Here is a 26,763-nt window from a genome sequence, read left to right as displayed (position 1 = left end):
TATGGACCAGTTGATTGCAAAACTCAAAAAGCTTGAAAAGCAAAATTATCGTGCATACCAGCAAATCAAAGGGCAGTACAATTTTACCGATTTTGATCTGTTTATTGATCATATCCAATCTGACCCTTACGCTTCTGCTTCACGCTTCCGCGCTTTTCGTGCTTGGTCCTTAACTGGGCTTTCTTGGTTAAAAGAGGAGTCTGCAGCGTTCCAACTTGGCGCAAGAGATTTCATTGCACGTAGCTTCGCCGAATTCGCCAAGCAAGAAAACGCCATCGCCATTTCTTTGCATGGACAAACCGTTTTAGACAGCACTTCCGTATTATTTACGGAAGAAGGGATTGAACTGCGTTTTCGAGTCAACCTGCCCGCTGAAGGCCGTGACATTCTGGCAAAGAAAGCGATTAATATCATTACCTTCCACTTACCGAAGTTTATCCGTCGTTCCACCATCGAACGTGAACTTGATAAAGAGGCACTATTGACGCACTGTCAGGTTGTGGAAGACCAAGAGGCATTACGCGAACAGCTTGAGGTCAATGGCCTTGTTTCATTTGTTGCCAATGGAAGTATCTTGCCTCGAGTGGCTGGTAACTGCGATCTACCAATGAAAGACGCCGTAGAATTCACCGCACCAGAATCACTGCAAGTCACGTTACATGCACCAAATCGCGGCTATGTCACTGGCTTAGGGATTCCGAAAGGGATTACTTTGATTGTCGGTGGTGGTTTTCATGGCAAATCTACCCTGCTAAATGCCATTGAACGTTCGATCTACAATCACATTCCTGGTGATGGCCGTGAATACATTGTCACCGATGGTTCAGCAATGAAAATTCGCGCTGAGGAAGGCCGCTGCGTTCATCATTTGAATCTTTCCAACTACATTAATCATTTGCCAATGGGCAAAGATACTGCAGACTTCACCACGCAAGATGCATCAGGTTCCACCTCTCAGGCAGCGTGGTTACAAGAATCTGTCGAAGCGGGCGCTTCAACGCTATTGATTGATGAAGATACATCAGCCACAAACTTCATGATTCGCGACGAGCGCATGCAAGCGCTTGTGGCAAAGGGTGACGAGCCAATCACACCGCTGGTGGATCGTATCGGTCAATTGCGCGATGAATTGGAGATCTCCACCATCATCGTGATGGGCGGGTCAGGCGATTATCTGGATGTTGCCGACAACGTTATCCAGATGCATGACTATCAGGCATTAGATGTGACCGAGAAAGCGAAAGAGGTGATTCAGTTGCACCCTACTCAACGTCACAACGAATCTGAGGCACCTTTGGTGACATTCCCTCCTCGTGCACTCCATTGCTCTGCGTTGATGAACATTCTAACGGATGGAAAGTTCCGTGTGTCGGCGAAAGGTAAAGACAGCCTTCGCTTTGGTAAAGAGTTTACAGACCTCTCCGCGCTTGAGCAGTTAGAGTCAAGTGATGAAGTCAATGCGATTGGTTGGGTTTGGTATCAGCTTGCCCAACACGCTGGATGGAACTCAAACCCCGCTAAACAGATCAACGAATTATTGGGCGATGCTTGGTTCCAGAATATGCCTCAGCATGGTGATCTCGCCAAACCACGTCCAATTGATGTGATGGCAGCTTTAAATCGCATGCGAAAGTCACAGTTTCGTAACAACCATTAACGGATAACGTGTGTCCATAAAAAGCGCAGTTTATACTGCGCTTTTTCTTTAGTTATTCTTAACTATCAGTGAGATGGGCCATCTGTGACATTTACCATTACAACCGAACGATTGATTCTGCGTGATTTCACGCCTCACGATGTTGAAGCGTATTTTCAACAGTGCCAAGACCCAAAATACCAACGTTTTTATTCCGATGAAGATTGCTCAGCAGAGAAATGTGCATTCTTAGTGAACTTATTCTATGAGCAAGCACAGCAATCTCCTCGGCAGGCCTACCACCTTGCTGTCACAGATCGCTTTACTGGCGAGTACATGGGTATTGCAGGACTGAGACTGGAAAATGATCAACAAGCCTCAAGTGGTTGCGGTTTAAAACGCACTTTTCATCACAGTGGTTTAGCGGTAGAAGCGATGTCTGCCCTACTCGATTTCGCTTTTAACCAACTGAATGTCCATCGGGTTTACGCCGAAACCATTGCGAAAAATCGCCCAGCAATTAAGTTATGCCGTCAACTTGGTATGACACAGGAAGCGGAATTCATAGAAAACCGCTTCTTTAAAGAGACTTGGTGGAACACGGTGGTGTTGGCAGTTCGAAAATCGCAGTGGTCACCCAAATAACTCAAAGATAACCAATAGACGTTATTGGCTCCGAGTGGCTATTGGGTGTCAGTGGCGTAAAACGTTCCACGCTTCGCACAGCACGCGAAATCGCTCTGCATTGCCGTTGTCACGGTCTGGATGCCAACGCAGCGCGAGCCTTCTCCAACGCTTACGAATATCAACGGCCGTTGCGTGTGGATCGAGTTCAAATAACTGCAACGCTTTTTCTCTGTCGATGGGTTCTCCTTCATGGTGCCCAACAAAACGACGATAACGCGTCCAGAACTCGTTCAAAAGACGTTTAACTTCCCCTTCATTCGCTTCGTAATTTTGCCACTGGACGTAGTATTCTCTTAAAGGATCATCGACGTCTATGGTATGGCCAGCGCAGGCGTGACTCGACATCAAAACGATGTTCATCGCCTCGACTTGGAGCCAATGGTCTGGGTAAAGCGTTTCTTGTAACTGATAAAGCGCATTCATGATCAAAAAGTTGCGCTTAAAAAGATCTTTGTCGGGAGAAGGATCAAGTTGGTGAATCAATCCCAGCTCACCTAAATGTGAAGCGAGAGTGTGTACCTTCCAGCCACTTGGCTGCTGACGTAATACTTCTAAAATCGGCCATAACAACGGGTTTTCCATGTAGGTTTGGAAAGTGGCCGCCAAATTCGTTTGCTGCATCCTATTCGCCTATCTGAATTTGCTTGCTCCTTTTATTCAAAGTCAGGATAGCCAATTTGTCGAGCAAGATTTCATTTTGACTGTCAGTTCGTGAAGCAGTGTTGAAAAAAAGAGACAGCACATTGGCTGTCTCTCAAAGTCTGTGATGTGAAATAAGGCTTAAATCACACCAAGCTCTCTTAAACGCTCCATCAAATAGCTATGCGCGGTGTAGCGCTCAGAAAGAACTACGTCAGGTTTAGGATGAAGGAACAATGGCAGTGAAATGCGCGACTGTGTTTGACGTTCACCCGTAGGGTTGATTACACGGTGTGTTGTTGACGGAAAGTAACCACCTGACGCCTCTTGTAGCATGTCGCCGATGTTAATAATCAAGTTGCCAAAGTCACACGGCACATCAATCCAGCTGCCATCTTTCGCTTTCACTTGAAGGCCAGGCTCATTTGCCGCTGGTAATACGGTCAACAAGTTGATGTCTTCATGCGCAGCCGCGCGAATAGCGCCCGGCTCTTCATCACCCGTCATTGGTGGATAGTGCAATACACGCAATAAGGTTTTGTCACTACCATTGATCATCTCAGACAAAGCAACAGAAAACTTTTCCTGAACCTCTTTTGGTGCGTGGGCTTCAACCCAGCCTAGCAGTTCGGAAGCAAAGGCATTTGCGCGCTCATAGTATTCCATGATTTCTGCTTTGAGCTGCTCTGGCATTTGACCCCAAGGATAGACGTGGAAGTATTCCTTGATGTCTTTAACGCTATGCCCTTTCGCCACTTCAGAAACCGACGGTGGGAAGTAACCATCTTGTGTTTCAACATTAAAATGGAAATCGTGCTTTTGCTCCGTTGAGAAAAACTCGTACCAGTTCTTATAAATCGATTCCACCAACTCTTTCGGAATTGGGTGATTTTTCAGGACGCCAAACCCAGTTTCGCGCAGCGATGTGACAAATTGTTCTGCTGCATCATCAGCAAGATAATCGACAGTTTCCAGTTTCATGACTTCACTTTCTTTTTGTTTTTTGAATTAGAGTCCGGATTCTAGTGGTACAAGCAAATGTAAATCAAACTTTAATGAAATGTATTTCCGCAAACGGTTAAATGTTGTGCCAACGCGCAAGCTATCAACACATTTCGTAATCGATATACCCGCTTACTCTCTCTAATTACATCGCCCAAACCATCAGGGTGAATGGTGCGTCACACAAATTAATTGAACAATGTTCAATAAGCTGTCATCATTTGACGCGATTTACGCGAAAACTAAGGGAATAGAATCACGATGAAGAAGGAAAACTTAATGACAAAACAAAATCCTTTGCTGCTCTTGACGCTCGGCTATGCTGTCATCTTCGTTTTCTCTGCGGTATCGCCGACCTCTCACGCAGTGTGGATTGCCGAAATCATTCCAGCCGTTGCCATTCTTGCGACGATCATTTGGCTCAGTCGACGCTTTACCTTCAGTCGCACCGCTTACTTACTGATGTTTGTATGGCTTTGTCTACACACCATCGGGGCAAAATACACTTTCGCCGAAGTGCCATTTGATTGGTTCAACCAAATGATTGGCTCAGAAAGAAACAACTATGATCGCTTGGCCCACTTTACTATCGGCCTTTACGCTTATCCCATTGCAGAATACTTGGTGAAACAGCATAAACAGTCGTTCACTTTTGCTTCTTTGTTTGCCCTGTTCGCGATTATGAGCTTAGCCGCTGCCTATGAAATTATTGAATGGTGGTATGCTGCCCTCGCCGGTGGTGACGAAGGCATCGCTTTTCTCGGCTCTCAAGGTGATATCTGGGACGCACAGAAAGACATGCTGTGTGACACCCTCGGTGCACTTACCTCGTTAATGCTTTTGCGTCTCCAAGGTGTTGGCCGCGATCCAGCTTAAATAGGGCTGAAAGCCCGCGGCGATGTCGAGTTGTACAATTTGCGGCACTTCGTAGTTGTGCAACTCACGTATCGATTCTTCCACCAGCGTATAAAGCGATTTTTTGCTTTTTATCACCAGCAGCGTTTCACTGTCGTGGCAAACCTCTTCTTGCCAAACATAATGGCTAGTCATCGGTATTTCTTGAATACACGCAGCAAGTTGTTTGCTCAATAGCGCCTTAATGATCGCATGTTTGTTCTCATCATCATTGGTGGTGGTCAACACCACACAAAAGTCATGGTTTGAATCACTCATAATGCTCTCTCAATAACTGGATAAATTGCGTTGTTTTTTCATCAAGTTCGCCTTTTGCGGTATAGATTCCGACATTACCGAGTTGCTGGCGATTGATCACCAACGTTTCGATTTCCTTTGCGGCCATCCATTCGCACATACGATCACTATAGGGCATGATCGCATCGCTGCACTTTAATAGGTCTAAACTTGCGAACAATGAGTCAACATCATAGATTGCTCTGTCTTCTAGCCTGGATGCTGAAAGTTCAAAGGGTGATGTCATGTGGTCAGCAAGCACTGAACGGTGACGGGCATGATCGGGCGTGACACGCAGCAGCGGATAGCCTTTCTGCTGTTCGAGGCGCTTTTCATTCTCTTTCGAGCGAATTTTCAGTAACGGGTGGTCACGACGCACAAAGTAAGCCTCGTTGTCTTGAAATAATGGGATGAAATGTACCTTACAACGATCATGAAGGCCTTGAACTTCATGGCCAACAAAAAGGTCCAACTCCCCTTGAACCAGATGATGCATAAGCGACAAGTTGTTACCAAATTCGAGGTGTAGCGAGGTATTGGGAATACGCTCTTGATAGGTTTCTACGCTTTCTTTGACAAATAGCTCCCACCAAGCCTCACCCGTACCAACTTTTAGCTTACCAAAATGACGCTGCTGCATATCGGTAAAACGGTGCATCAACTGAGCGTGTTTTTCTTGCTGCTCTTGGGCATAAGATTTAAACATCCGGCCATATTCCGTCAACTCGACACCTTTGGATCGGCGATGAAATAGAGAGACACCAATATCACTCTCGAGCTTTTTGATGGCGGCGGTCAGCGTTGGTTGGCTAATATGCAGTTTTTCCGCCGCTTGTTTGATATTCAGTTCATGAGCGACGGTTAAGAAATAACGGTAGTTTTTGTTCATGGTTCATCTCTCGCACAGCACACATCATCGGAGCGCACGGCGTTAAACGGTGAAGATCACATTTCTGCTGGCTAATTTATCCTCAATTGAACTTAGCACGGCATGCGTTGCTGATGATATAAAAAAAACCTATATCAAACCAAGTGTAATCTATTTTTATTGTGAACTCAGAAAGACTACATTGACACTAACAAAAAGCTTAAAGAGGTTTTAGCGAATGGAAAACAAATGGTGGCACGATGCGGTGGTCTATCAAATCTACCCGCGTAGTTTTTGCGACTCAAACAACGACGGCATCGGTGATTTAAATGGCATCATCAGCAAACTCGATTACCTGAAAACACTTGGCGTAAACGTGCTTTGGCTCTCGCCCGTGTATAAGTCGCCTATGGACGACAACGGCTACGACATTTCTGATTATCAAGATATCGCTGCGGAATTTGGCACCATGGCCGATATGCAAAACTTACTTGCTCAAGCAAAAGCACGTGATATCCGCATCGTAATGGATCTTGTTGTCAACCATACCTCAGATGAACACCCTTGGTTTGTAGAAGCGCGTAAATCGAGAGACAACCCTTATCGTGACTACTATATTTGGCGTGAGGCAAAACCAGATGGCAGTGTGCCCGATGACCAAGGTTCGATTTTTGGAGGCAGTGCTTGGCAATGGGATGAAGCAACACAACAGTATTACTTCCATCTATTTTCTAAGCGACAGCCGGATCTCAATTGGGAGAATCCTAAAGTCCAGCAGGAAGTACACAAGATGATGAACTGGTGGATTGACCAAGGCATCGGTGGATTTAGGCTCGACGTTATCGACTTGATTGGCAAAGAGATCGACAAAGGTATTACTGGTAATGGCCCAAGGCTGCATCCACTATTGCAGGAAATGAACAGAGCGACATTTGGCGACAAAGATCTGCTGACCGTTGGCGAAACATGGGGAGCAACCCCAGAAATTGCAAAATTGTATAGCGATCCTGAGCGTCATGAACTCTCCATGGTGTTCCAATTTGAGCACATCACGCTCACTTGGCAACACGGTGACAAATGGAACCCTATTCCTCTTGATCTCAAACAATTCAAACACGTACTGACCAAGTGGCAAACCGAGTTATCGAACCAAGGTTGGAATTCCTTGTTTTGGAACAACCATGATTTACCTCGTGTGGTCTCGAAATATGGTGATGACAAACGTTATCGTGTTGAGTCAGCGAAAATGCTGGCAACGGCGTTGCATTTCCTCAAAGGCACGCCTTACATCTACCAAGGTGAAGAGATCGGTATGACCAATGTCGCGTTTGAGTCGTTAGATCAATACAAAGACATTGAAACGCTAAACTTCTACAAAGTGAAAACAGAATCAGGGGTGTCACATCAACATATGATGGACGCGATACATGAGAACAGCCGTGACAATGCTCGCACCCCAATGCAGTGGTCCGCATCTCAGAATGGTGGCTTTAGTCAGGCGAAACCTTGGATTGAAGTGAATCCGAACTATCCAGAGATCAACGTGGAACAAGCCTTGGCAGATTCAGATTCCATTTTCTATCACTACCAAAAGCTGATTGAACTGCGCAAAGAGCACCCAGCGATCGTCTATGGCGATTTCACCCCACTGTTTGCAGAGCACGATAGTGTGTTTGCTTATGTCCGCTCACATCAAGATGAGCAACTGCTGGTCATCAACAACTTTAGCGATCAAGATATTTCAATAGCGTTGCCTGAGAACTTGCAAAACAAAGAAGTTAACTGCCTGATTTATAACTACGATTCGTTGTGCATGCTCGGAGTGACATTGTCACTAAAGCCGTATCAGTGCTACGCATTTAAACTTAGATAAAGTGATATTCAATCAAATCAAAAAGGGAAACCACGTGGTTTCCCTTATTTTTACTCTATTTCAGCTTGGCTTTCCCACCAATAATTTTATAAGCGGGTGTGCCTCTGATGAGGCTATCACGCGCAAACTCACTATCACAGTTGGGGCAATGGCATGCTTTTTCACAGTAATTGTCGATGATACGCTCTTTAAAACATTTCACTAAAGCACCCTTTCCTCCTTTTCGATATTTAAACAGTAAGGCGCGACATTTACTGCAAATAATCTCAACCGTTCGTTCGGGGGCTTTTTTGTTTGGCTTGGCCATCAGTTATCTAATTCCGGTTTCACCCACACTTGGCTGAAGTCAAACCAGCCTAGCGCATTGCACTTCGCGTTTTGCAGTGCACCACTGTGATCTTTATTAACCCCTAGCCAACAATGGAACATCGGGATAACTTGGCAACTACGCACTAACTGTCGACCGATTTCACGTGCGGGAAACTCTTCGCAGCCTCCTTCCCGCCACAGGTCTACGAGTTGACTCCAGCGTGCAAAGTCACCATCTGTGCTCATCGACTCAATGTTGCTGTAATCCAATAACCAACCCGCCAGTGCGTCATCGCGATTCGTCGCAATACCCATGGCTTTGATCCAAACATCCACACACTCAGGTTCTTGCAAAGACGCATCGTATTTCACGAAATCTACATCGATGTGATAGCGCTTAAGGATGGTCTTAATGGTTTTCGCGATCACAGGAAACATCGGATGCTGAGCTTGATACGCCACTGAAATTCGTTCTAGCTCTGTCGGCGGCTCTATATTGGGTTTCGGGTAAAGATCGATCCAGCCGGGTTTGATACCAAACGCTTGCAGCAATCCGAGTTCGATCACTTTCTCTTGCGGGACGTAGCTAAACAGCTGATAGCCGTTCAGAACGGAAGCTAAAAACTCCGCCCAACGGGGATCTTTTGCTACACCACTACGCTTATTGAGCAATAGAAAAGTGCAACCGGGGTCGAGTTCCACTTCATCTGATAACGAGGAAGCGTCCATGATGGGTTTGCTTAAGCTTGGGTAGACCATCGAAGAGTACGCTTCGTCAATCACCCACACTTCCACTTGGTCCAGTAGCGGACGAAAGCCAAAATAGCCGTCAAATGCGCGAAGAATTAGCCTTTTATCGTCGTTCGATTGAACCATATAGGGGCCCGTTCCGACTGGGCGAATGTGGTAATCCTCACTGCGCAGCCTTTCAGGCAACAATATCTTGGCTTGAGACTCACTCAGCGCCAAAGGCAGATGAAAATCGTCTTTAAACAGGTGAATATCCACCACCCACGGACTGGGTGTGGTCACAGATTGAAGATGAGAAAAAAGGTTGAGTCTGCGCAGCTCTAGTAAGCTTTCGATCACCATATCGGTGGTTAGCAGCTCACCATTGTGAAAGCGAACACCCGGTCGCAGGTAAAAACGCCAGTGTTTGGCACTGCGCATTTCCCATGTATGTGCCAGATCGGGTTGCAAAACGTCGTTATCATCGAGCTTGGTTAAGCCACTAAAGATTTGCCGTGCAATGTGAATTTCCGTTCTACGCATCTGTAAATGCGGATTGAGCATGGAGAGTGGTCGGTAATAAGGTAGACGAACCACCTGTTCCCCTTCTCGGTGCTGCAAACCAAGATAGCCTTGGATCACCTGTGTGAGTTTTGCCGCGTCGCTGTCTAATACTTCTAGCGCTTGGCCAATTTTCCCTTCTTCTAAATAGCGCTTGGCAAGATTTTCACTCACGTCTGCTTTGCTACGCTTAAAAATAAGCTGGGAGAGCTTGCCTCGCCCTGCCGCGGGATGCCACTCAATCCAGCCTTCTTCTTCAAGTTTGTTTAGAACGATGCGAGCGTTGCGACGGGTGCAGAACAGAATTTCAGTGATGTCTTCAAGCTGAACATCGCTGTTTTTACCGTCGAAGTGTTGGAAAAGCGTTTCAAATTGGACTCTTAGACGCGGGCTACTCATAAAATGGGAAATTTCGTCGTTGAATTCGGTAGCCCTAAGTTTCCTTATTTTTGCTTAACAGTGCAAACGATTTTCACGCATCGATTGCAATGCCTAATTGCTGCGAAATTTCAATGAGTTGAGATGCAGAATCTAACTTGATTGACCATTTACACTCCGCACCGTTCGCCACCAAAACATTGGCGCCACGACCAATCAGTTGAACAGCATCGACCTGAGCGCTTAAAGTGACACTGTGACCACCTTGCAGCCTCACAACGACTTCATGTGGCGTGACGATGATTTTACCGTGGCTAAATTCGATCACCATATTAAACACCACGCTCTTTGTGCTGTTTAACCGCTATGGTCAAACGGCTGGTGCAAACCAATCTCTCACGTTCATCTGTAATCGTGATTTGCCACACTTGCGTTGATACACCGAGATGGATTGGCGTCGCCGTACCAATCACATAACCACTGCGCATCGGGCGAATATGGTTGGCATTAATATCAAGCCCAACACAATAAGAACCGGCAGCCACGCAAAAATTGGCCGCTAAAGAGCCGAGTGTTTCAGCAAGCACCACCGATGCGCCACCATGTAACATCCCGAGTGGTTGATGAGTAAAACTGCAAACCGGCATGGTTGCAGTCAGAGAGTTTTCGGTAAACCCGGTGTATTCGATTTGTAAGTGTTCAATAAGCGTATTTTTTGAGGTTGCGTTTAGGGTCGCTAAATCGATCGGTTTTTTCCAAATGCTCATTCTTTTGCCAGATTTTCGTTACAATTGGCGCTAGTATATACCCAAAATTATCGATATGGAGATTGTTATGTCATCGTGGTTGAAAGCTTCTGCACTCATCGTCGTTGCTGGGCTTACTGCTTGCACTTCTTCCCCTACTGGGCGTAATCAACTGCTGATGTTTTCAGATAGTGAGATGTCCACACTTGGTGCGAACTCTTTTGAGCAGATGAAAAAAGAGATTCCGATTAGTCAAAACAAAGCGACCAATCAATATGTGCAGTGTGTTGCCAAAGCGATTACCGACACCATTCCCCCTCAACCCGGTTTCAAAGAGTGGGAAGTGGTGGTATTTGATAGTGACCAAGTGAACGCTTTTGCCCTGCCAGGGGGAAAAATTGGCGTTTATACTGGCTTGCTGAATGTCGCGGTTAACCAAGACCAATTGGCGACGGTCATTGGCCATGAAGTGGCGCACGTGCTCGCAGAACACAGCAATGAACGTCTCTCTCAAAGCCAGCTTGCCAATGCCGGATTACAGTTGGCCAACGTTGCCATAGGTGCGTCTGAGTATAAGCAATATCAACAAATTACCATGGCAGCGTTGGGTGTGGGCGTGCAATATGGGGTAATTTTACCTTACGGCCGAACCCAAGAATCCGAAGCCGATATTGTCGGCCTAGAATACATGGCAAAAGCAGGATTCGACCCAAAACAGAGTGTGGAACTGTGGAAAAACATGGCGAAAGCCTCAGGCGGAAACCAACCACCTGAGCTACTTTCAACCCACCCATCTCACAGTACGCGTATCAAAGATTTGCAGGACAAAGCCAGTAAATTGCCCGTTTACCAAGGTAAATCTCCGAGCTGCAAAGCTTAAACGTAAAGAGCTCCGTAAAGGAGCTCTTTCTTATTGGAAATACGACACTTTTTCTATAAGCAACGGATTAGCTAGGAGCCAAGGATCAATAGCGGTAAACGCATCAAATCATCACCGGTTGCCGCAAAATACCAGATGATCGCGACAAAACCCGCCACAGACATAAGATACCAAGCAAATGCAAAGCACTGGCCATAACGCGTCAGAGGAAGAAGATGGCTATGATGTCGGCCACGCCATTCCATCACAATCTCTAACATCCCCATAATGAGCAGAAAACCAAACAGCGTTAAACCTAATGCATAGGAAAGATACACACCCGCAGCCGCGGTGAGTACCCCGCCGACGAGCCCCACCCAACTGTTCATCGAAAACGTGATGCTTTTGAGAATATGCCCACCATCTAATGGGAGAATGGGCAGTAAGTTAAACAAGTTTAATAAGGCGTTAAACACCGCTAGCGCTGCGAAAAAAGCCTCGCCCGTCAGCCAATAGGTCACCACCAGAATTACGCTGAGGATCAGACCAAAGAACGGCCCCATAATGGAAATTACCACATCCTGCCAACGGGTATTGATCTTATCGTCGCTGAGCGCCATACCGCCAAAAAACGGAATTAGGTAAAACCCTTTGGTTTGCATGCCAAAGTATTTCATTGCACGAACATGGCCATATTCGTGAATCACCAAACAAGCAATCAACGCCAGCGCAAACTGGAATGAAAACAGCCATGAATAGGCTGCCAAACTCATTGAAGCAAGGGCAACTTTGATGATCTTGGCACTTTTAAGTGCTTTCATGCCCAGAGAAATCAAGCCAATAAGACTAAAACGGCGCTCTTCTTGGCGTGGTTGCACAGGGACTTGCTGCTCGATGTCTTTTTCGTTTCGACTCCCCTGTATCACAAGCTGATCATTGACACCACATTGGTAGTCCAATTGGAATGGCTGCCACGTCAATTGACCTTTGAGCTGGCAGTTTAGCGTCTCTTCGCCCGCCATAAGTTGAAACTCATGAACAAACTCCCCTTGTTGTCCGTGCGTAGCATCACGCTGAGAAACCAGAGTGTTGTCCCAAAAAAGCTGCTGCCAACCTGCCATTGAGCCTTCAAGTCTCAACGAGCGCCCAAGAAATTCGATATTTAATAATTCCAACGTTTACTCGGCTATCCAAATAGACAAAGGCCCCATTATGCCTGTGCACAAAGGGGGTTAAAAGCGCCCTTCTTCTGAACAGCGCACAATTTGAACAGATAGCACGCTATTTCCCCATAAAATAATCAAAATGTTTCTGGTCAAACCATTCATTGAAAAAATATCTCCATAATACATCGCCTTAGAGATACAGACTTGATCTATGCATCAAATTTACTGTTTAAAAAGCACACTAACTTTGACACTTTCGCTTACATTAAATTAACATCCATGTTACATAATAGAATTAATACTCAACTCAATAAGTCGAGTTGCATAACAAACAACAATTACAAGGACATCTGTCCACAATCACACACCCTAGGAGGGTCAAGGATGAACAAGAAGAACTGCTCTCTGCTGACGATATCGATATTGTTTGCCTGCCATGCTAATGCCGCTGGTTTTCAAGTTGCGGAACATTCAGCGTCTGGTCTTGGTCGAGCGTTTTCCGGTGAAGGGGCTGTTGCTGACAACGCTTCGGTATTGGCGAGAAACCCAGCTGCGATGACACTATTTGAAAACGCACAGTTTTCTGGTGCCCTGTCTATCGTAGATCCAGAGGTCAATGTTTACGACAAAACGAATGGCGAACAATCTGATGACGTTGCGCCTTTGCAACTTGTTCCAGCAGCCTATTACATCAGCCCTATTAATGAGAAGTGGGCATGGGGTATTGGTATGTTTACCAACTACGGTGTGGCGACTGACTACCCAGACGACATTTCAGCTGGCGACATGGCTGGTGATACGGCGTTAGTTTCAGTGGGGATCAACCCCAATATCGCCTATCGCGTTAACGAAGCGTTGAGCGTGGGTGCGGGTGTGAATTTTGTTTATGCGCACGCAGAGTTGACTCGTCACAAGGGTTCTCTCGCACCTCTGTTTGGATCGACCGATAAATCAGAAAACTTGATCGGTATGACTGGCACGACCTTTGGTTACGGCTGGAACGTTGGCGCACTATACGAACTCAGTGAAAAGACGCGCTTTGGTTTGGGTTATCGTTCCAAAGTCGATCTGGATTTCGATGATGGTGAATTCAGCAGCTACGACTCAGGCATCGCCACAGCCCCTAAAGTCGATGGCCGTTTACAGATCAGCCTACCTTCCATCATTGAAGTCTCGGCATACCATGAATTTAACGAACAATGGGCGATGCACGCCGGTTGGCAACAAACCGAATGGAGCACATTCACCGAGCTAAAGGCAACGTCTCCACAGTGTAACGATGGTACCGCTGGTCAATGCTTCTATAAACCAGAGCATTACGAAAACAACAATCGTTATTCACTTGGTGCAACCTATCAAATGAACGAAAGCTGGACTCTTCGCGCAGGCTTAGCATTTGATGAACAAGCCGGTGAAGCAACCCTCAGCATTCCTGACAGCGACCGTTTCTGGTACAGCGCAGGCTTAACTTACTTGATGAGCGACAACATGACGATCGACGCGGGCTTTGCACTGGTTAAGAGCCGTTCTGGTTCATTCAAAGAAACCAACGCAGCAGATGAAGTGCTTGAATTCGAAGCAGAAGGCACGGCTTACATCAGCGCGATTCAAATGAACTACACCTTTAAGTAATTAGGATTGATGGAGTATAACGATGAAACATACCTTTAAATTATCGCTACTATGTTCAGCAATCCTACTTGCGGGTTGTGGTGACAACACAGAAAGCTCAGGCACGACAGGTTCAGTGACTTTTGAACCAAGCGTTCAGGAGTTGTTGGGGCGCGATGCGTCAATTAAGTTCGCCTTGAAAGGAACATCTGCGGCGGTGCCGCTACCCTCGTTCTTGCTGTTTGATACCAATGATCACACCTTGAATATCCCACTTAGTGCGGGTTCTTCTAAAGGCTTGGATAACCCTCAAGTTGCAATGGGCGAGTCGGATGGTTGGAGTACCATTATGCCATTTAGCATCCCTCTAAACCTTGCTGATGGTGTCACGCTTCTCAACGATTTGATCATCACTCCTAATGGCACCCCATTTAGCCAAAACCTAAATGCTGGTATTCGTGTGGCTAAGGTTGATGTCGATCTTGCGACTGGCGCTATGACTAATTTTACTGCCCTAACTCCGGGTGTTGATTTTCTTGCGGTCACAACCGATCTGAAGAGCATTAACGTTGTTCCTCTCAACGGTTTGGATCCTGCGTCAAACTACATCTATGCACTGACAGAGTCGATCAAAGACAGTAACAACAATCCGCTCGGTACATCCAGCTCCTATGCCAGCTTGAAGAGTTCAATGGCTCAGTCTGGTCTATTGGCGACACCGCAAAAAATTATCTGGAACATTGAAAAAACCTTCGAAGATAACGCACAAGTTACCAATAAAGATGAAATTGTTTACTCTTCTTGGTTTACGACTGCGTCAGCCGGTAATGTAATGCAGGGAACAAAAGCAGCGATAGCTGCTTCAGCAAATCCTGCTGTTAAGCCGGCTGGTGTTTGGAAAGGCACCGCGAACCCAAACAACCTCTCCGTTGACGATCTCAACTCGCTTTACAGCATTGATGCTCAAGACGTTGGTTCGGATTTTGATGTAGCGGTGAGCAATGACCCCATATTTGTCAGTGCAGTTGGGCAAGACAAAGCCGACTTATTGGCAAATAGTTACAAACAGCTGATCAATCATCCGGCGCTGGATTCTATTCAAGTGTTTCGTGGAACAGTCAAACTGCCCTACTTCCTGAGTGATCAAGTTGATGGTAAAGAATGGAAGACGCTTCCTTGGCGTAGCGGTATGCCAAGTGTGTTTAAGATTCTAAAGACTTTGAGTTCAGGTTCAGACGCAGATAAGGCTGCAATCAGCCAGCAGTTAGTCGATTTAGGCTTTACGGATCTCCCAGCTCAGCTCTACTCCACACCGCACCAAGCGCTGCTTGTGGGGGCGAAACTGACATTAGCCGATGGTACTCAGCTTGACGCCGATCGAATTCTGACGAGATACAGTGCAGTGCCGCAGATCCGTGCAGTCAAAGAAGTGCCTTTCATCATGTTTGTTCCTAAAGGTGCTGGCGCAGATAATGTACCTCTACTGCAATATCAGCACGGAATCACCAACCTAAAAGAAAGTACTTATGCATTGGCACTAAGCCATATCAGTACCGCGATTCAAACGGGCAAAACCCCTTATGCATTAATTGCTATCGATCAGCCATTGCATGGTCAACGTGCTTTGTCCGATGGGACCGTAACGACGCCCCAGACACCGACTGTCTTTATGAATCTTGAATACTTGCCAGTGGCAAGAGACAACATTCGTCAAGGCGCAATCGACGGTTTAGGACTGAGATATGCACTCAATTACGTAAATCCAACAGAAGTTGCTTTCCAGACAGTCAATCAGTCGGATGTTTCCCTGATCGGTCATTCTATCGGTGGCATTACTGGCATCAGTAGCTACGCTGTTGCTAATACCTCGGTCAATCCAGTGATTGATCCGATGTTTGCTTACAAGACAGCAACATTAGCCAATCTAGGTGGCGGTATTGCACCATTTTTGTTTGAGTCTGGTTCATTTTCACCCATCATCAAGCACAGCATCACTGCGGCGGCAGTTCCAAGTTACTTAAATTACTACGCGAATACATGTCCGACCAAAGACAATCCTGGCACATGTTTCAACAACTTCTATAGCGCGGCGGATGCCGAAGCGAAAAGTCAAATCGATAGTGCATTGACCTCATTTACTTACGCTGCGCAGACCGTGTTGGACAACGTTGACCCATTCAATATGGCTTCTCAAGTGAGCGGTTCTTTGTTGGGCATTCAATCCAATGGCGATGCAACCATTCCCAATAAAGTGTCGAAAATTCCGACCGCAGGGACAGAGCCTTTGTTTAAGAAACTAGGATTAGTAAACACAGCGACCAATGCTTCTGGTTCGCGTGTTGCGTCGTACTTTGATTCGTCATCTAACGCAGCCCACTCGACGGTGATTGCGCCGGAAACGGATGAAGAAGCATTGGCTCACAGTGAAATGAGTTCTCAAATCGTTCAGTTTACGCTCACCAAAGGCAACAGTGACGGTTTGTTAGCAGTCGACGCAGCGTTTTTAGATGCCAGCAAGTAAATCATAAATTTCAATGTTCGAATCATGCCCAGTGTTACCTGTAATACTGGGCATTTTATTGGAAGCCATATAACTTGATTGCTCCTCACTTAAACCAAATCTTCTTTTTGGGTTGGAATATTGTAAAATCCCCACTTAAATTGGCGAAGACCCTTTTAATTCTCAGGATAAAGTGGATAATACCGCCTCAAGTTAATACTACTAAGGTGAGTTCTTATGTCTATCGAAGCAACTCTGCTGGATCGTTGCCAGTCTAAATGTGAATTGTGTTCTTCTGAATCTTCGCTTACTGCTTATGCAGTACCGCCTCACGGTCACGTGACCGTTGACACAGCCATCATGGTTTGTGACAAGTGCCTTAGCGAAATCGATGAGCCAAAAGACATTAATCACTGGCGCTGCCTTAATGACAGCATGTGGAGCCAGGTTCCTGCGGTACAAGTGACTGCATGGCGCCAATTGACTCGCCTAAACTCTGAAAGCTGGGCTTTGGACGCTCTTGACATGATGTACATGGAAGAAGAGATCAAGACTTGGGCTATGAAAGGAATGTCTGCGGACGACAAAACCGTTGACTGTAACGGCGCTGAACTGAAAAAAGGCGACGATGTTACGGTTATCAAAGATCTGCCAATCAAAGGCACTAACCAAGTTATCAAACAAGGTACCGTTATCCGTGGCATTAGCCTAAGTGACGATCCTAAATTGGTTTCTGGTAAAGTGAATGGCGGCCAATCTATGTACGTTATCGCGGAATACTGCCGTAAAAAGTAATGTCTCGCTAACGCTAAATGATCTTGGGTGTTCGAATGAACACCCATTTTTTATCCCATGAACGTGACGCGTTTAATCAGTCCATTTTCCACTTCATAAGCGGCCACCACCTTAATGCTGCGGTTTATTTCCCGACTTGCCAAATCTGAAGATTCCGCCAACTCATGGTCGACCAAATATTGCTCATGAACGATACGTTTTAACGAGGTCGCACGTAAATACGTTAACCCGCCAAACTTCTCGCCATAACGTTTGATCAAAGTCTCCCTACCCGAATAAAGCAACCCTTTTGAAAAATGGGCAATTTCAACCTCTGGGTGATACGTGGCTGCAAAGGCCTCAATATCACGGCGGTTGTATGCTTCGAGTTGTCGCTCAACAATATCAATGGTTTGCTGTTCTTGCTCTGCGTACATCGGTTGTCCTTTCCAACGTTATCATTGTGTCGCTACTGCCTAAAACCCCAAACACTGTCGATCAATTTAATCATCAGTTCTTTTGATACCCCTGATTCATCCAGCTCAGGCAGATATTCAACAAAGTCCGCTCCAACAAATTTTGGGTGGGCCGCTACAGCTCTCACCAGATACAACGCTTCTCGCGCTGACAACCCGCCGACATTCGGTGTGGCACAAGCACGAAATTGCGCTCCATCCAACGCATCATAATCAAAACTCAAGTAGATGTGGTCATAATGGCAATCAAGATGGGTGAGCAGCATATCGACGATGGTGTGGATACCCTTATGCTCAATCATATCCATCGAATAATGGGAGATTTGCCATTGGGTCATCAATTGTTGTTCCGCTGGCATTAAATCCCTTACACCAATCAAGTAAACATCGCTGGGCGACAAGGCAGATGATGTTTCGATCTGCCAGCCATTATGTGGATATTGGTTCATCAGTAGCGCGATGGGCTTACCGTGAAGATTACTCGCCAGTTGGTTGTTGCAATCGGCATGCGCATCAACCCAGATCACTGCAACTCGCTTCTCTTGTTGGTGTTGATAGAAATTGAGCGTGGCCTGCACCGTGCCGACCGCAATCGAGTGATCGCCGCCAATCGTAATCGGCACTCGCCCCTGCTGATAGCTTTTAAGCAGCCTCTGTTGTAACTCACTGCTATAAAGAGCCAAGGCTTGCTCTTTGTTATCGGATGCCAACATGTCGAGCACATCAGAAGAGGCGGCAACATCCCCGCAATCGTTGATATCCGCATCCCAGCGATTATTGCGAATTGCTATCCACTGAGATAAGCCTAGCCCTGTTTTTTCATCCAACTGGCGAAATTGCTCGACAGGGTTCTGACTTGTAACGTAACAACCAAGCTGATTGAATGGCGCACCAATGATGTCATAGCGACGTGCCCTTGGTGTAACTTGAGTTTGGTAAGACACTTGATAACAACGTTTTGCCGAACGTGTAATTTCGGCCCAAGCAGAAATGGCTGTGCGTCGTTGATGCTCATCGAAAGCAAACTGACAGGTGAATGCTTCCTCGACGTGAAACAAGCAAGGATTGACAGGATCTTGGCTTACACTAAACGTTAAGCAGCCCGGTTCCTTGCGTGTAAGTTCCATGTGTAGAGGCAGTGCCTGTATCACCTTCTCTAGGTCGGCTTCATTAACAATTATGTGACCCTGTAATGAAATCATTCTCCACCCTGTTCTTTCACTATGCTGCAACAGACTGAATTAGTAGCACATTCTCTAAAAGAGTCGACAAGAACATTCTCTTATCGGAGAACAATGAGAGTCAGATCCACCTAGTCCAACACGTTTAAAAGGCGATACTAGAATATGGCAGTTCTGGATGACGCATTCTTCTTTTCGCTTCTAGCAACTAGCGATTCGCTAGCCACTTGGATTTCGGTCCAAATACGTTGATCAAAGCACCTGTTACAATCAATGAACCACCCAACAACGTCCAAATTGAGGGAACCTCATTAAACAGTACAACGCCTAACAAAGCCGAAAAAACGATCTGTACGTAAGAATAAGCAGAGGCATTACCTGCAGTTTGAGTTTGCATCGCTTTGGTAAGACCAAACTGGCCAACTTGAGTGAAGATACCCACCAAAATCAGTATCAAAATCAGAGTAATATCGGGCACGACAAAGTCGTCACCAATGAGCATGGCTGACACTGGCAGTGCGACTAAAGGAAAATAGAAAATGATCACAGAGCTGTCTTCTGTGCGGCTCAGTTTCCTGACTATCACGTAGGCAATCGAACTGCCAAACGCCCCCAATAGCGCAATACCCACACTCAACATCGGTAACTCACCGACACCCGATGCATCAAAGCTTGGGTAAACCATGGTGAAAACCCCTAATAAGCAAAGCGTGATACACGCAAGGGTCGCAGGCTGTACGCGCTCTTTCAAAAAGAGTACCGCCAGTAACGCAGTGAAAACGGGGTGTACGTACTGAAGAATGGTCGCTTCCGCCAAAGGTAATGCCGTTACGGCATAGTAGACACACATCAAAGCGAGCGTTCCGACTGCCCCGCGAGCAAACAACCAGCGTTTGTTGTTCCCCCAAACCGATATCCCTTTTCGTTTGACATCCAGATAGCTGATGATTAGTGAAACCAAAGCACGGGCCGCGACAATTTCAAACAAAGGAATACCGTGTACACTCACGTACTTAACACTGGCAGACATTAGAGCGAAGCCCAAAGCCGATAGAATCATGTAGCGGACGCCAAGGGGAAACGCTGACTTCAAATTCGATAACATAGGAAAACTGATGTGGGAGAAACAGGAATATTCACTCTACCACAGCGAGAAATTTCGAGTAAGAGCGGGATGCGTTAGCATTAAGCATGAATGCCATTATTTTTTGCAAACAAAAAGCCGGCATAAATGCCGGCTTTCAACTTTTGATTAGACTTAGCGGTACATACCGATGTCTTTTTGTAGATGCACTGGTAGCTCATCTGCGTAGTAGTTACTCTGAGTCGAGTTGTCTACAAAAAGAATGTCCAATAGGTGAGCAATCAATCCTTTGAAGTTAACCGAATAGGTTTTCTTATCCATAGAGGTTGGTAAAGCTACAGAATTCATTTGCATTGCTTGTGCCATGATTGCCTCTCTTAAATCTTTCAACGTACTTCGTTTCGATGGTTGAATCTTAGTGCTTTTTTTTGCGCTCAAAAAATGACTATTTTTCTACATTCGGATTATATTTTCTAATGAAACAAGTGCGCAACAAATTAAAATCGTAAACAATACGCAACGATGAATAATTATGCAAAACCAAACCACCCCGTCTGCATATTCATCATTTCCAAGCATTCAATCAAGACCTTAGGTCACAATTCGTTTACATAATTTATTTTCATTGGCGGTAGTGGCTTTATAAATCCGCATTATTTGTATTAGATATTTTCAGGCTTTTCTCATTCATTTCGATGTCCTTTTTGTTGGCAATAACAGAGGCAACAACGGCCGTTGTCATCACAATAAGTAAGAATGAGAGCGACCAGATGGTCGGAATTTCATACGCCGTGCCCACCAGCAGCATTTTGACCCCAATAAACATCATAATCACAGCCAAAGCTGGCTTTAAATAGATGAACTTATCGATCATGGCTTGCAGTACAAAATAGAGTGAACGTAAGCCCAACAGCGCAAATACATTGGCAGCTAACACCAAAAACGGCTCACGAGTGACCGCAAAAATTGCGGGAATGGAGTCTAGCGCAAACATCACATCCATAACGGCTATCACTCCGATTACAATCAACATCGGGGTTGCCCACCACTGACCGTTTTCTCGGGTGAATACCGCGTTGCCATGATAATCGTTTGTGACGTTGAAAAAGCGTCTGATCAGCTTTTCTGGCATTGGACTTAGTTCTTCTTCTTCCTCTTTATCTCGTGCAAGCTGAATCCCTGTCCAGATGAGGAAAGCGGCAAACAAGTAAAGAATCCAATGGTATTGAGCCAGCAACTGTGCACCTACCGCAATCATTATGGCACGTAACACTAACGCACCAATCACCCCCCAGAGCAAAGCGCGAGGTCTAAGTGATTCGGGGACTTTGTATTGGGCAAAGATGATGGCAAACACGAACAAGTTATCCACACTCAACGATTTTTCGAGCAAATAACCAGTAATGAACGCCGTCGTTGCTTCTTGGTGGGTGTACAAGCTGTCTGGCGCGTAAAAATCCCAGAAATGGAAGATGGTGGCCGCAAACAGAAACGCGAGCAAAAACCAGAATAGGCTCCAGCCCACCGCTTTCTTCATTGAAATGGCACCACCACGCGTTTGCCAAATATCGAGGCAAACCATCGCAATGGTGAGCAGCGCAAAACTGCCATACATGAGATCAGTATTGGACATTAAAGATGACGAGGTGTCGAATAGGGACATAATTTCCTCCAATGCGGAAGAAAACCCAATCGTCCGAGCCCTTCCGCATACATGACAAATCGGCACAGAATCGTTCCTAATTCTGTACTGTGTATGAATGCGTTGGTCTCGTTGAAGTGAACTGGAATGCTTTCTCTGTTTCTGTTGATGACAAAGAAACAAAGAGAGGATAACTCACCTTTATTTGCCGGAAAGGCTTTGGCCTAACGAGATGACGACAAATAAACTTACGCTAACTACTCCCCAAACGTTCGATATTGTAATCCCACAAAACTTCCAAGGCTAATGCCAAGCGCAAGTTTGGGTAATTTTGACATTATCCTGACAAAAGAAAGGAGCACAAAAGCGCTCCTTGATTCTCTCTTAGGCGGCTCACACACCATTTAGCGGCACGAGATAAACAAGTGTTGACCAAATTGCGATCCACCCAACCACCACCGCTGTATCCATCCAATCTTTCCACATAAGCGCTCCCCCGCTGTTAAGCCAAAGAAGCTGAGCAAAGTTTATACCAAGTTTGATGAACTAGACGTGGCGAGCACGATCTTGTTGATTTAACACGTTCGGCAAATCCGAGAGATACTCGATGAAACAGTCTGCCATGGACAAATTACTCACCCAGCCTTCCCCTTTCATTTGGCGTATCGCTTCGTAGCCCTCTTTTCCTTTCATCGTATATGCAGATGAACAGCCTCGATACCACTGTAGCGGAGAAACTGGCTGCCAACGCCCATCTAGACAAATTTGCAACGCTTCGATGCGATGGCCTGCTGGATTTTGCGGACAATAGCGATAGCTTAATCCGTAAGTGTATGGGTAACTGCCCGACCCGGTTCCTTCTACTCCATTATTGGTCGCGTTGTTGATTGCCCCTTCTAATGCAGCGGCAATCGTCTTCCCCTGTACGTCATAACAACCAATAGGAACGGCAAAAGGCAGTAATTTGCCAGCCACATCGGCGACCGAAACATCGCCCGAATTTAGTGAGTTTCTTACCCCACCGGCGTTATGAATGGCAAACTGAACCTGACGTTGACGTTTGTTTAACGCATGAACAAACGACGCCGCGACCATTGGCGCCAGTTCACTGGGACCGACTTCATCGGGAATACGAACATGGCGAAGTGCGCGATCGGTATGCGCGATAATCGTCTTCTGCAGTTCACGTACGCGAGGAATGTATTTATTCTGCATCAGATGCTGAATATCAGGGTCTTTCTTGCACACGACAACATTACATTGGCCATCAATAAAATCGGCGGCCTGATTGTACCAATCCTCATCACTTTGCTGATTCAGTCCTGGGTCTAAGAACATGCGTCGACCAATCAACAACTCATTGCGTCCAACAAAGCGCTTTACACTGCCATCGGCGGCAAACTCAATTTCACAATGCCCCATAGTGAGCGCATGAAACCCTGCCTGAACCACATAGGTATCGTTAATTTTTAAACCATAGTCATCATCTTTACCCAGTCCAATTGCACTAAAGTCACCCTGTAACCTATGGCTATGACCACCAACAATCAAAGCGATACCCGATACTTTGCTGGCAAGTTCTATGTCACCCTCATAGCCTAAGTGACTGAGTAAAATGATTTTATTAATGCCCAGCGATTGCAACAAGCGCACAGTGGCCGTTGCGGTTTCAACCGCATTCTCAAAAGGCGTGTCAGGATCTGGGTTAGCAATGTCTGCCATTTTATCCAGTGATAAACCAAACAGCGCGACCGGCTCACCGTTGATTTCTTTGATGATATAGGTCGCCGCACGCGTTTCTGTATCAAAGCTTCGAATATTGTCGGCATCACTGATTTTTAGCGTTTTCTCATCACTCTCCGCGCTGAGATTCCAGTTTCCTGCTAACAATGGGAAATCAATCCGACGGACAAACTGCGCCACTGGCTCATTGCCCATATCTAACTCGTGGTTACCCAAAGCCATTGCATCAATACCCATTGAGTTGAGCAGATCGGCATTGGCTTTTCCTTTGAACAGGGAAAAGTAGAGCGTTCCTTGGAAACAATCTCCCGCATGGACAAATAGAAATCCTTTATTTTGTCGTTCTGCTTCTTGCTTGATTTGTTGCGCGCGGGTCGCAATGCGAGCGAAACCACCAGCACTGACGTAAGGCTCGATTTGCGCATCTTGGAGTTGGATTTTGAGTTGTAATGACGTTGGCTCAAAGTAGGAATGAGTGTCATTGATGTGTGCCAGTTTCAGCGTGACTGGCTTATTTGTTTTTATCATAGTCACCTTCTCTTTCTTCATCCCTTTATACTTAGAGCAGAATGATGACAGAATCGTGAATTTTATGAAACTGTTATGCAAAGAAATCGTCGGGAGCGCGTAAAGCATCACAGCTAACTTTCTCTATTTGCTCAACAAATCATCAGTCAAATGAAAAGTGTGACACCATAACAAACAGCCAGCTTAATTTTGTCATATTCTTTCTATAAGCGCCTTTCACTTTACATTCAAATAATTACGGCGCGCATGGAGGAGAGTTATGCTTTTAGAACGAATTGAAATCTCCGGTTTTCGCGGCATACGGCGGTTATCTCTTTCTTTTGATGAGCTCACTACCCTGATTGGTGAAAACACTTGGGGCAAATCGTCACTTTTGGACGCTCTTTCCGTCGCTCTTCCAACGGATGCTGAGTTATACCAATTCGAGATGTCTGATTTTCACGTTGATTATTCCATCTCTCATCCTCAAACACAGCATCTGCAAATTGTGCTGTGCTTCCGCTCTACCGATAGACATGAGACAAAAGCAGGACGTTACCGCCGTTTAAAACCAGTGTGGTGTAAAGATGACAATGGCGATCATCGAATCTTCTATCGCATTAGTGCGACCCGAGATGGTTACGACATCACGACACACTACGCATTTTTAAATAACGACGGTTCAACCAAGGCGCTTCATCACTCCGAAAAGATCGCTCAAGAGCTCATGTCTCTGCATCCGGTCATTCGCTTGCGAGATTCTCGCCGTTTCCCTGAGTTGAAATCCGATGCCAACGGCAAAAATGCGCGCATCGAGAAACGCATCGACAATACCTGTCGTCGTTTATTGGCGATACCTGGCCATGTTAACAAAGGGGAAATGCGCAGCAGTTTAAACTCAATGCATTCGCTGGTTGAGCACTACTTCTCTTTTAAAAGCATCAACCGAAATGATCCGCGAAAGCCTCGTGATGGCCTGTTTTATAACGCCACTTCGGCAGACAAAAACTTAAGTCAGTTCATACAAGAAACCAACAATAAGCAAACACGCCTGTTGTTGATGGGATTGCTCAACGCTTATCTGCAAGCCAAAGGGCCTGCCGACCTCAGACGTTGCGCCCGCCCTATCTTGATCATCGAAGATCCAGAAGGCCGTTTACACCCCACTCATTTGGCCAGAGCGTGGAGTTTGCTGCAGATGTTACCGATGCAGAAAATCCTCACCACCAATAGTGGTGCATTGCTTGGCTCCGTACCACTTCATTCTATTCGGCGCTTGATTCGACAATCGGATAAAACCGTGGCAAAAAGTATCCATCCGCAACGTTTTAGCGTAGATGAGCTGCGGCGGATTGGTTTCCATATCCGTTTTCATCGTTCGGGGGCCCTATTTGCTCGTTGCTGGTTGCTGGTGGAAGGGGAAACGGAAGTTTGGTTGTTCAATGAGTTGGCCAATCAATGTGGCTATAATCTCGCCGCAGAAGGCGTGCAGATCATCGAGTTTGCCCAATCCGGGTTACGCTCACTGATCAAAGTAGCGAAAGCAATGGGGATTGATTGGCATGTGGTGACCGATGGTGACGCAGCAGGTAAAAAATACGCCGCGACGGTGAAAGGCATGCTCGGACACGATCAAGAACGTCACCGACTCACCGAGTTGCCCGATCACGACATAGAACATTTTTTATATAATCATGGCTTTGATAAATTCTTTAAGGATCTTATCAAAATTCCTTATGAACACCCTATTCCAGCGAAAAAAGTAGTGACCAAGGTTTTGAAAAAGCACGCCAAGCCCGATCTGGCCTTATCGATTGTGTCCCACTGTGAAGAAAATGGCATTGAGTGTATCCCTGTATTACTGCGTTGGACACTAAAGCGCATTGTGACCATGGCCAATGGCAACACCTAACCCATGCTTAGCTTAGATGGCGCGGCCTGTTGGCGAACGACACACAAAGGGCGCAACAACAGAGATATAGAGTGGCTGAAACATAAGCAGGAATAAAAAAAGCGCATCAAACGATGCGCTTGTACCAAATATCATAAATTTTGATAGCGAATACAAAGCGGGATTCAAACTCAGCATTCTAGATACAAATAAGATCGGGGGGGCTACCTCATGCTTGTCGAGCAAGCTGTGCAGCGGCTGATTTCTGGTGTAACCACAAGCCAGAGGCTTTCATCAAGTATCCAAACACACCGCCTAATAACAGAGATGGCACAACTAGCTGCCAATTGCCATCTGCTGCAAACGTTGCACAAGAACCGATGAAAGTACCGGGTATATAGGCCAACCAAGTTTGTTTCGCTTGAATACACATCGCAAACGCCACCACGGCTGTAATGACATAACCTAGAATTTCTAGGCCAGCATACGTGGAGCCATATATGATGACCATCGCCCAAAAAACGCCAGACATATTTGTCAGCAAGCTTTCCGCTAGCCCTTTCAACCCAGAATTAGGTGAAGCGAAGTAGCTGGTACAACCGAGAAAGCCCGCCCATGATAAAAGGCCCAGTGAGATGGCAATCCATCCCCACAATCCAGACAAAATACCAGTGGTTAATGATATAGCGACTAATGTACTCATTGTTTGC

25 protein-coding genes are annotated in these 26,763 nt (G+C 46.0%); 9 read left to right on the top strand and 16 right to left on the bottom strand.

Going from position 1 to position 26,763, the window contains the following annotated elements:
- The first annotated feature begins 1 nt into the window (after position 1).
- Together PQQ36_RS01810 and PQQ36_RS01805 are read left to right on the top strand one after the other, a co-directional pair.
- Entirely contained in the window at positions 2-1,657 is a 1,656-nt protein-coding gene (locus tag PQQ36_RS01810) for an ABC-ATPase domain-containing protein (RefSeq protein WP_103200322.1), read from the top strand.
- Positions 1,658-1,741: 84 nt separating this feature from the next.
- Complete coding sequence (locus tag PQQ36_RS01805; RefSeq protein WP_080539169.1) at positions 1,742-2,281, top strand: GNAT family N-acetyltransferase; 540 nt, start codon at positions 1,742-1,744, stop codon at positions 2,279-2,281.
- Positions 2,282-2,329: 48 nt separating this feature from the next.
- On the opposite strand, the gene PQQ36_RS01800 is transcribed toward PQQ36_RS01805, so the two are convergent.
- Positions 2,330-2,944 carry a DNA-J related domain-containing protein gene (locus PQQ36_RS01800; RefSeq protein ID WP_011081231.1) on the bottom strand — a complete coding sequence of 205 codons (615 nt, stop codon included), beginning with the start codon at positions 2,942-2,944 and terminating at the stop codon, positions 2,330-2,332.
- Between the two features lie 159 nt (positions 2,945-3,103).
- A complete protein-coding gene (locus PQQ36_RS01795; protein WP_011081230.1) occupies positions 3,104-3,943 on the bottom strand; it encodes an isopenicillin N synthase family dioxygenase in 840 nt (279 codons plus the stop codon).
- Positions 3,944-4,225: 282 nt separating this feature from the next.
- Here PQQ36_RS01795 and PQQ36_RS01790 point away from each other — a divergent pair, with 282 nt between their 5' ends.
- Positions 4,226-4,840, top strand: coding sequence for a DUF2238 domain-containing protein (locus tag PQQ36_RS01790; RefSeq protein ID WP_411106980.1), 615 nt, complete (start codon positions 4,226-4,228; stop codon positions 4,838-4,840).
- Here the strand turns inward: PQQ36_RS01790 and cutA are convergent.
- Both cutA and PQQ36_RS01780 read right to left on the bottom strand, forming a co-directional pair.
- Positions 4,796-5,137 carry a divalent-cation tolerance protein CutA gene (gene cutA / locus PQQ36_RS01785; protein WP_011152092.1) on the bottom strand — a complete coding sequence of 114 codons (342 nt, stop codon included), beginning with the start codon at positions 5,135-5,137 and terminating at the stop codon, positions 4,796-4,798. The two genes, PQQ36_RS01790 and cutA, sit on opposite strands and share 45 nt — an antisense overlap.
- On the bottom strand, positions 5,130-6,044 hold the full coding sequence (locus PQQ36_RS01780) for a LysR family transcriptional regulator (RefSeq protein WP_130247174.1): 915 nt from the start codon (positions 6,042-6,044) through the stop codon (positions 5,130-5,132). Before PQQ36_RS01780 ends, cutA begins: the two co-directional genes overlap by 8 nt.
- Positions 6,045-6,261: 217 nt before the next feature.
- Here PQQ36_RS01780 and PQQ36_RS01775 point away from each other — a divergent pair, with 217 nt between their 5' ends.
- Positions 6,262-7,896: a glycoside hydrolase family 13 protein gene (locus tag PQQ36_RS01775; RefSeq protein WP_225470264.1), complete on the top strand. Its 1,635-nt coding sequence runs from the start codon at positions 6,262-6,264 to the stop codon at positions 7,894-7,896.
- Between the two features lie 55 nt (positions 7,897-7,951).
- Here the strand turns inward: PQQ36_RS01775 and PQQ36_RS01770 are convergent, their stop codons facing one another.
- From PQQ36_RS01770 to PQQ36_RS01755, 4 genes are all read right to left on the bottom strand, one after another.
- The gene (locus tag PQQ36_RS01770; RefSeq protein WP_011081225.1) at positions 7,952-8,203 is read right to left on the bottom strand and encodes a hypothetical protein; all 252 of its coding nucleotides are present in this window, start codon (positions 8,201-8,203) and stop codon (positions 7,952-7,954) included.
- Positions 8,203-9,894 (bottom strand): SgrR family transcriptional regulator, encoded by a 1,692-nt coding sequence (locus tag PQQ36_RS01765; protein WP_011152089.1) that lies wholly within the window; start codon positions 9,892-9,894, stop codon positions 8,203-8,205. Before PQQ36_RS01765 ends, PQQ36_RS01770 begins: the two co-directional genes overlap by 1 nt.
- A gap of 73 nt (positions 9,895-9,967) precedes the next feature.
- A complete protein-coding gene (locus PQQ36_RS01760; RefSeq protein WP_065091135.1) occupies positions 9,968-10,204 on the bottom strand; it encodes a DUF3389 domain-containing protein in 237 nt (78 codons plus the stop codon).
- Position 10,205: 1 nt separating this feature from the next.
- Entirely contained in the window at positions 10,206-10,640 is a 435-nt protein-coding gene (locus PQQ36_RS01755) for a hotdog fold thioesterase (protein WP_011081222.1), read from the bottom strand.
- A 67-nt stretch (positions 10,641-10,707) separates the two neighbouring features.
- Here PQQ36_RS01755 and PQQ36_RS01750 point away from each other — a divergent pair, with 67 nt between their 5' ends.
- Positions 10,708-11,499 (top strand): M48 family metallopeptidase, encoded by a 792-nt coding sequence (locus tag PQQ36_RS01750; RefSeq protein ID WP_086016958.1) that lies wholly within the window; start codon positions 10,708-10,710, stop codon positions 11,497-11,499.
- Positions 11,500-11,570: 71 nt separating this feature from the next.
- On the opposite strand, the gene PQQ36_RS01745 is transcribed toward PQQ36_RS01750, so the two are convergent.
- On the bottom strand, positions 11,571-12,653 hold the full coding sequence (locus PQQ36_RS01745; protein ID WP_011081220.1) for a site-2 protease family protein: 1,083 nt from the start codon (positions 12,651-12,653) through the stop codon (positions 11,571-11,573).
- A 375-nt stretch (positions 12,654-13,028) separates the two neighbouring features.
- Here PQQ36_RS01745 and PQQ36_RS01740 point away from each other — a divergent pair, with 375 nt between their 5' ends.
- From PQQ36_RS01740 to PQQ36_RS01730, 3 genes are all read left to right on the top strand, one after another.
- Positions 13,029-14,276, top strand: a complete 1,248-nt coding sequence (locus PQQ36_RS01740) for a porin (protein WP_011081219.1) — start codon at positions 13,029-13,031, stop codon at positions 14,274-14,276.
- Between the two features lie 22 nt (positions 14,277-14,298).
- Complete coding sequence (locus PQQ36_RS01735) at positions 14,299-16,776, top strand: VolA/Pla-1 family phospholipase (protein ID WP_225470263.1); 2,478 nt, start codon at positions 14,299-14,301, stop codon at positions 16,774-16,776.
- A 216-nt stretch (positions 16,777-16,992) separates the two neighbouring features.
- Positions 16,993-17,550, top strand: coding sequence for a PhnA domain-containing protein (locus tag PQQ36_RS01730; RefSeq protein WP_011081217.1), 558 nt, complete (start codon positions 16,993-16,995; stop codon positions 17,548-17,550).
- Between the two features lie 50 nt (positions 17,551-17,600).
- On the opposite strand, the gene PQQ36_RS01725 is transcribed toward PQQ36_RS01730, so the two are convergent.
- The 6 genes from PQQ36_RS01725 to PQQ36_RS01700 form a co-directional block, all read right to left on the bottom strand.
- Positions 17,601-17,966 (bottom strand): nuclear transport factor 2 family protein, encoded by a 366-nt coding sequence (locus PQQ36_RS01725; protein WP_011081216.1) that lies wholly within the window; start codon positions 17,964-17,966, stop codon positions 17,601-17,603.
- A 32-nt stretch (positions 17,967-17,998) separates the two neighbouring features.
- A complete protein-coding gene (locus tag PQQ36_RS01720) occupies positions 17,999-19,207 on the bottom strand; it encodes an arginase family protein (RefSeq protein ID WP_337249685.1) in 1,209 nt (402 codons plus the stop codon).
- A 187-nt stretch (positions 19,208-19,394) separates the two neighbouring features.
- Positions 19,395-20,291 carry a DMT family transporter gene (locus tag PQQ36_RS01715; protein ID WP_040110745.1) on the bottom strand — a complete coding sequence of 299 codons (897 nt, stop codon included), beginning with the start codon at positions 20,289-20,291 and terminating at the stop codon, positions 19,395-19,397.
- A 153-nt stretch (positions 20,292-20,444) separates the two neighbouring features.
- Positions 20,445-20,636 (bottom strand): hypothetical protein, encoded by a 192-nt coding sequence (locus PQQ36_RS01710; RefSeq protein WP_011081213.1) that lies wholly within the window; start codon positions 20,634-20,636, stop codon positions 20,445-20,447.
- Between the two features lie 274 nt (positions 20,637-20,910).
- Entirely contained in the window at positions 20,911-21,933 is a 1,023-nt protein-coding gene (locus PQQ36_RS01705; RefSeq protein ID WP_176308210.1) for a TerC/Alx family metal homeostasis membrane protein, read from the bottom strand.
- A gap of 525 nt (positions 21,934-22,458) precedes the next feature.
- Positions 22,459-24,204, bottom strand: a complete 1,746-nt coding sequence (locus PQQ36_RS01700; protein WP_015727896.1) for a bifunctional metallophosphatase/5'-nucleotidase — start codon at positions 24,202-24,204, stop codon at positions 22,459-22,461.
- Positions 24,205-24,442: 238 nt separating this feature from the next.
- Between PQQ36_RS01700 and PQQ36_RS01695 the strand changes: the two genes are divergently transcribed.
- Positions 24,443-26,074: an ATP-dependent endonuclease gene (locus PQQ36_RS01695; protein WP_103200332.1), complete on the top strand. Its 1,632-nt coding sequence runs from the start codon at positions 24,443-24,445 to the stop codon at positions 26,072-26,074.
- A 208-nt stretch (positions 26,075-26,282) separates the two neighbouring features.
- Here the strand turns inward: PQQ36_RS01695 and PQQ36_RS01690 are convergent, their stop codons facing one another.
- Positions 26,283-26,756 (bottom strand): DUF1097 domain-containing protein, encoded by a 474-nt coding sequence (locus PQQ36_RS01690; protein WP_011081209.1) that lies wholly within the window; start codon positions 26,754-26,756, stop codon positions 26,283-26,285.
- Positions 26,757-26,763 lie beyond the last annotated feature (7 nt).

This window comes from Vibrio sp. CCUG 15886 (assembly GCF_028570825.1).
In the GTDB taxonomy this organism is placed as follows: domain Bacteria; phylum Pseudomonadota; class Gammaproteobacteria; order Enterobacterales; family Vibrionaceae; genus Vibrio; species Vibrio vulnificus_B.
Note: the sequence above shows the minus strand (reverse complement) of the source record. Positions and strands in the feature narration are given on the sequence as shown.